Here is a 6,078-nt window from a genome sequence, read left to right as displayed (position 1 = left end):
CCCTCCAATAGGAAAAACAATCCACCAATATCTAGCCATAAAATCCCAGCCATTTTTTACAGGTTCATTTTTTCTATTTCTATTTTTCATTCCAATAGTCATAGGATATTTTTTATCTAATTTTTTTGAAATAAAAACATTTAAAAAATAATACATTATTGCTAAGCTCAAAAATAAAGCGAAAATCCAAATGATGCGGTAAATATTTTGTTCTAAACCGTTTAACTCACCTACAAAGATTCCAAATAGTCCTAAAAACACAAAAATAAAACTAAATGTTATTAATTTAATAGTAAAAAGTTCATTTTTACGATAATTAAACTGCTTTTGTTGTTCTTTAGATATTTCCATTATTTCCTCCTCCTTATCAGAAGACGAGATAGATTCGAATAGTTCATTGACTGTCACATCTAATGCGTTTGAGACACTTTTAAGTGTTTCACTACTAACTTCTTCTCCAGCCTCCATTCTTTGAATTGTTCTTACTGTTACATAAGCCTTTTCTGCTAAATTTTCTTGAGTTAACGATTTTTGTTTTCTAATTTCTGCAACTTTTGATTTGTTCATACTCATAAACTACTCCTCAACTAAAAAAATGAACACGAAAAATTGCCGACAGATGGGCGACAATGAAACGACAGTTACTTCAAAATTATATTCTTAAAAGAAAGTATATATCTAATTTTACAAAAAGCATAAGAAAGGATATACTGAAAGTAACAAATAGCAGATATATCATTGTATGTGAAAACCCCCAGCGTGCCGGCTGGGGGTTTCTTTTTACTTATGCTCTTGTTGTAATAGATAAAGAACATAACCAACAATAATTGGAAAAATGAGCTTATCTAGTACAAATAGCAAGATTATCATTGTATGTGACACCTCCTTTGTGCACGGAAGTGCTTTTCCAGTATAACAAAAAACTACAATTTAAAACGGTGTGTTATCACGTGAAATTGTGAATAAAGATACAAAAGTTCACTTAATGAAAAAGAATGAAAACACGTGAGAACAACGATGTATAAAAGATGAATAAACGATAATCATAAAGAAAAGGCTTAAACGTTGATTTCACAGCGTTTAAGCCTCTTTGATGAGTTAACATAATTACAAATTATAGGTAGTAGAATTGTATAGGTTATGCAATACACTAACTTAATAAATATTACCCATCAATGATTCAATAAAAAGACAACAAGAATAATCTTTATTGCTTAAATTTAAGGTAATTTATTTATCTAAATTTCTTTTTTCATTTATTAAGTTTTGAAACTCTTGTTCTAATTCTTCCGAAGGTTCAATACTCAATCGACTGAGTACTTCTGTAATTTTTGTCTCAAGTAAAAGTTTTTTATCTTCTTTAATATTCCTTGTTGGCTTTTCAGCTTGTTTAAATTGTTCATATGTACCATCAAATATTTTTATTTCTTTATTATCAATTGTCATTATTCGAGTGGCTACTTTTTCGATAAATTTACGATCGTGAGATACAAAGATTATACTGCCATTATATTCCTTTAACAAAGATTCAAACGCCTCTATAGCTTCCATATCAAGAAAGTTTGTTGGTTCATCTAGTACTAACGTGTTAACTTCACTTAAGAATACTTTAGTTAGTGCTACTTTAACTCGCTCTCCACCACTTAAGACATTTATTGGTTTATAAACATCATCTCTAAAAAAATGCATTCTAGCTAGAATAGTTCGAATAAGAGTTTCATTTTGTTGTGAAGAAGATTGAACATTTTCTAAAATACTCTTATCTAATTCTAATGTATCTATTTTTTGGCTAAAATAACCGATTTTGACAGATGGCGATAATGAAATACCATGATTCCCATGAACAATTTTTTTAATAAACGTTGTCTTTCCTGTACCATTAGATCCGATAATTGCCATCTTGTCTCCTCCACGAATACTAAAACTTTTTGCTTTCCACAATACCCGTCCTTCAATTGTGCCCGAGACATCTTCACCACGTATTATAGTTCTATTTTTTACACTTTCTAAATTCACTAAATCCATTTTAAGTGGAGGAAGTTCGTTTCTCTTTTCGACGCTTTCAAGTTTTTCTAGTCTGGTTTCTAGAGATTTTATAGTTTTTCGTAACTTCTTCTGCTTACCTGCAAAGTATGGCTTTGTTCCTTTTATTCTGCTTTCAGATGAACTTAAGTTTTTCGGTTTTTTAGTTGCTCGTTGAGCTTTCTGTTCTTTTATATTTATAGCTTTTTCCAATCGCTTCTTTTCTTTTTCATATTTTTCATATTCTAATTCTTCTCGATGTCTTTCTAATTCTTTTTGTTCAACATAGTTACTATAATTCCCCTTATATTCAGTTATTCTTCCTTCTTCAATTTCCCATATAGTAGTACACAAGTTATCTAAAAAAGCGCGATCATGTGAAACTATAATAAATGCTCCATGCCAATTTTTTAAATCCTGTTCTAATTTTTCTATATAGTCATTATCTAAGTTAGTTGTTGGTTCATCTGCTAATAGCAGTTCTGGATTTTTATCAAGCGCTTGCCGAATATAGTTTCGTGTTACTTCACCACCACTTTTAGTTGATTCTATGAGCTTCAATTGAGGAATAAGTTCACAATGTGAAAATTGTTTTACAATACCTTCTTCAGGCACAATTTTTTTATATAATATGTGAAGTAACGTTGTTTTTCCATTTCCATTTTTACCAACTAAACCAATACGATCATTCTGATAAATCTTTAGGCGATTTATGTTCAACAATAAACGATCTTGAACATAATGTTTTATATGAAGTCCCTCTAACATTATTTTCATATTTCCTCATCCTCTCATAAGTAATTGAAGACAATAAAAGACTCCTAATCTATTCAGAATAGGAGGCATAAATCTATATAGATGAACTCTAACAAAATACTTTTAGAGCCAACTACAGAATTTTCATCCTATCCTGAAAAGTACAATTGAAAACAACACAAATCAAACGCTATTTGTAAATAAAATACTTTCAATTGTTTCCTTTTGAAAATAGGATTAGTTAATCATGTAGTTGGTTCACCCTTTCCCTTATCGTATTAAATTCAACTTAAACAAATAGCAAATAAATGTCAATGTTCAACCCAAATTATTTCTTCAATTTATTTGTATTACTTAATGAACAATGGCTAGCAATTAGCCACTCTTTTTTGCGTAAGCAAAAAACATAAGGGGCTTGGGGATAATCCCCAACAAGCTGGCGCGTCTGCCACGTTAGTGGCTAGCAAAGCCAATGCTTGCCAAACCACTTAACGACTTGATAAATTTTGCTTTATCTTATAAAGTAAAATTTAAGAAAGGCGTTATCTTTCGTAGAAAGCGTGGTGGGAATAATGAGCGAACAAAATAAATTTGTGGCTAGCGACGAAACTGTTGGGCGAAACCGTAAACCCAACCGTAAGGCGCCGAAACAAATCAGTTTTCGTGTGAGCGAATCCGAATATTTAAAGTTACAACAATCAGCTGAAACTTTAAATATGAGTGTGCCTGCTTTCGTTAAGAAAAAGGCACAAGGCGCCCGATTGGTATCACCCAAATTGGATCAAGCAACACGACAATCGGTAGCAAAAGATTTGAGTATGTTAGGTGCAAATGCCAATCAGATTGCGAAATATTGCAACCAACATCAACACGAAGCACCGAACTACGAAGCATTAGAACGTAACATTAGTGAATTACGTGAAAGGTTAGATGAGATATGGAACATGATCCAAAAATAAAAATGATTGTAAGTGCCATTTTATTTGTGATGTGTTTAATGATATTGTTTTATTTTATTTTCTTTGATCCACAATTTCCGGTGATTTTGTGTTTTTCACTTTTAACTTTTATCACAGGTATTGATTTATATATATCATATAAAAAGAAAAAAGCGCGTGATACCAATGGCAACAACTAAATTAAGTGCGACTAAATCAACATCACGGGCCATCAATTACGCTGAAAAACGTGCCGTTGAGAAAAGTGGCTTAAATTGTGACGTGGACTATGCCAAATCTAGTTTTAAAGCCGCTCGTGAATTGTATGGCAAAACAGACGGTAATCAAGGGCATGTCATTATCCAATCGTTTCAACCTGGCGAAGTGACGCCCGAACAATGTAACCAATTAGGATTAGCGCTTGCTGAAAAACTCGTCCCCAATCATCAAGTCGCCGTCTATACGCATGCAGATACAAACCATGTACACAATCATATTGTACTTAATTCAATTGACCTCAATACAGGTAAGAAATTTAACAATAATAAACAAGCCCTACGCGATGTGAGAGCGTTCAACGACGAGGTTTGTCGAGCACAGGGGTTGAGCGTGCCTGAGAAAGACACAGCACGCTTACGTTATACCCAAACAGAAAAAGCGATTGCCGACCCTAACACGACGTCGACAGCACAATACTCATGGAAAGATGACATACGTGAGGCAATTGACCAATCAACAGCGACAAATATGGAAGAATTTCAAAAACATCTGAATCAACATGGTATTACGATTGAACGTGTTACCCCCAAAAGCATTACCTATCGGCATTTAGCTGAAAATAAAAAAGTACGCGGGCGTAAATTGGGCGAAGATTACAATAAAGGAGGCATCCAACATGGCTTTGAAAGACAAATACAACGACGACAACAACAAAAACATAAATCAGACACGAACTTCCAGCCAAAACGATCAACTTCAAACCGTCATGAATCAACTGAACGAGATACAGGCGTCACTCAATCAGATTGGGACCAATTCGCCCAAGACACAAATGAGCTTGAGCGTCGCCGACAAGCTGCAGAATCAGCAAGACTTGTTGATGAAAAGGCTCGAAGAGATCGAGAAAAGAGAGTACGAGAGAAACCAACGTCACGACCAATTATTAACATCGATCGAGACCACGGCCTCGAACTTTAATCAAGCCACAGACTTCACACAAAAGCGTTTTATAAGCGCGGCAAGACATTATATTGAACGGATTAATAGCGATAATTTAAAACAAGATTTTCACACAGCTATACAAAAAGAATTAGAAGATGTCAAAACAGACACACAAAACGTAGTTAAGGAAGTTCAAAACAACCAATCCGAACTGCGACAAGCCAATAATAATTATAAAAAAATGATTGATGAACGTATGAAGAGCAACGCAATAGTGATTAAACAATATGATCAAGTCATACATCGTTTAACTAAAGGCATCACAGCCATGTTTTTTATCGTTGCCTTAGTGATGGTCGCCTTTTTAGTTATAAGTCCCTTAGGTGACTGGTTAGGCGTCCAACATTTTTACGAATGGCTGAACCACGTGCTTAAAACGGGGCATTCAGCATGGCGTTATTTCATGCTTGTTTTCTATCTTGTACCTTATATTTTATTTGGAGTGCTTATATATGCCATTTTAAAAGCATATGAGCGTCTTTAATACAAAATAAATAGAAAATTACCTTTTGTTTAATGAAGAAGCTATATCAAGCTTAAAATAGCGTAGAAACCAAAAAGGAGTGCTCGCCTTGAATTCTATTGTTCACTTTATTTGTTTTTTTATTGTATTTTGTCTTTTTGGATATGTGGTCAACTTAATATTTTTTGAAGGAACAAATATTTTTCTGATTTTAGAATCAGCATTTATTTTATCATTACTAATCACACCGATATTAAAGGTTGTAAAAGATATGGAAAATGAAGAATAGCACATGCGCTTATGCCGAGAAAATTTATTGAGCATTGAGAAGAACCCTTAATTAAACTGTTTCGACGAATGTCGGGATAGTGTGAGCTATGAAACCGACGAGTCGACAGTTTTAGGGTTTATTAAGGGTTCAGAGGCTCAATGTCAATAAAGCAATTGGAATAATGCATTAAAGTTATATCACTTATTACTTTTTTAAATAATAAAAACCCACCACAAATGTGGTGGGTTTCCTTTTTGTCTTTTGAATTTGTGAGGGGCAAATTGCCCCGAACTTTTTAATATCTTTTTATAAATCTTTTTAAAACCTTTTTAGGAGTCATTTGATCCTTAGAGTGACAATAGATTTGAAATGTTAAAGGCAACCAATCATTAAACTAAAGGCAACCA

General features: G+C 33.4%; 6 protein-coding genes. 4 read left to right on the top strand and 2 right to left on the bottom strand.

The window, feature by feature from the left end:
• Positions 1-567, bottom strand: a 567-nt coding sequence (locus tag HMPREF2629_RS03535) for a helix-turn-helix domain-containing protein (protein ID WP_070813144.1), incomplete at its 3' end; no start/stop codon positions are given.
• Positions 568-1,230: 663 nt separating this feature from the next.
• On the bottom strand, positions 1,231-2,799 hold the full coding sequence (locus HMPREF2629_RS03530) for an ABC-F type ribosomal protection protein Vga(A) (protein ID WP_002440627.1): 1,569 nt from the start codon (positions 2,797-2,799) through the stop codon (positions 1,231-1,233).
• Between the two features lie 551 nt (positions 2,800-3,350).
• Here HMPREF2629_RS03530 and mobC point away from each other — a divergent pair.
• The 4 genes from mobC (at position 3,351) to HMPREF2629_RS11270 (ending at position 5,421) form a co-directional block, all read left to right on the top strand.
• Positions 3,351-3,737, top strand: a complete 387-nt coding sequence (gene mobC / locus HMPREF2629_RS03525; protein WP_002498906.1) for a plasmid mobilization protein — start codon at positions 3,351-3,353, stop codon at positions 3,735-3,737.
• Entirely contained in the window at positions 3,716-3,916 is a 201-nt protein-coding gene (locus tag HMPREF2629_RS10890; protein ID WP_002498905.1) for a mobilization protein, read from the top strand. Before mobC ends, HMPREF2629_RS10890 begins: the two co-directional genes overlap by 22 nt.
• The gene (locus HMPREF2629_RS03520; protein ID WP_002498904.1) at positions 3,903-4,913 is read left to right on the top strand and encodes a relaxase/mobilization nuclease domain-containing protein; all 1,011 of its coding nucleotides are present in this window, start codon (positions 3,903-3,905) and stop codon (positions 4,911-4,913) included. Before HMPREF2629_RS10890 ends, HMPREF2629_RS03520 begins: the two co-directional genes overlap by 14 nt.
• A 238-nt stretch (positions 4,914-5,151) precedes the next feature.
• Entirely contained in the window at positions 5,152-5,421 is a 270-nt protein-coding gene (locus HMPREF2629_RS11270) for a hypothetical protein (protein ID WP_002498903.1), read from the top strand.
• Positions 5,422-6,078: the final 657 nt, after the last annotated feature.

The organism is Staphylococcus sp. HMSC034C12, from assembly GCF_001835895.1.
Taxonomy (GTDB): domain Bacteria; phylum Bacillota; class Bacilli; order Staphylococcales; family Staphylococcaceae; genus Staphylococcus; species Staphylococcus hominis.
This window is presented reverse-complemented; position numbering and strand designations above follow the sequence as displayed.

Coding starts and splice junctions, on each gene's coding strand:
- HMPREF2629_RS03530 (WP_002440627.1), bottom strand. CDS start 2,799: ATGAAAATAATGTTAGAGGGACTTCATATAAAACATTATGTTCAAGAT.
- mobC (WP_002498906.1), top strand. CDS start 3,351: ATGAGCGAACAAAATAAATTTGTGGCTAGCGACGAAACTGTTGGGCGA.
- HMPREF2629_RS10890 (WP_002498905.1), top strand. CDS start 3,716: ATGGAACATGATCCAAAAATAAAAATGATTGTAAGTGCCATTTTATTT.
- HMPREF2629_RS03520 (WP_002498904.1), top strand. CDS start 3,903: ATGGCAACAACTAAATTAAGTGCGACTAAATCAACATCACGGGCCATC.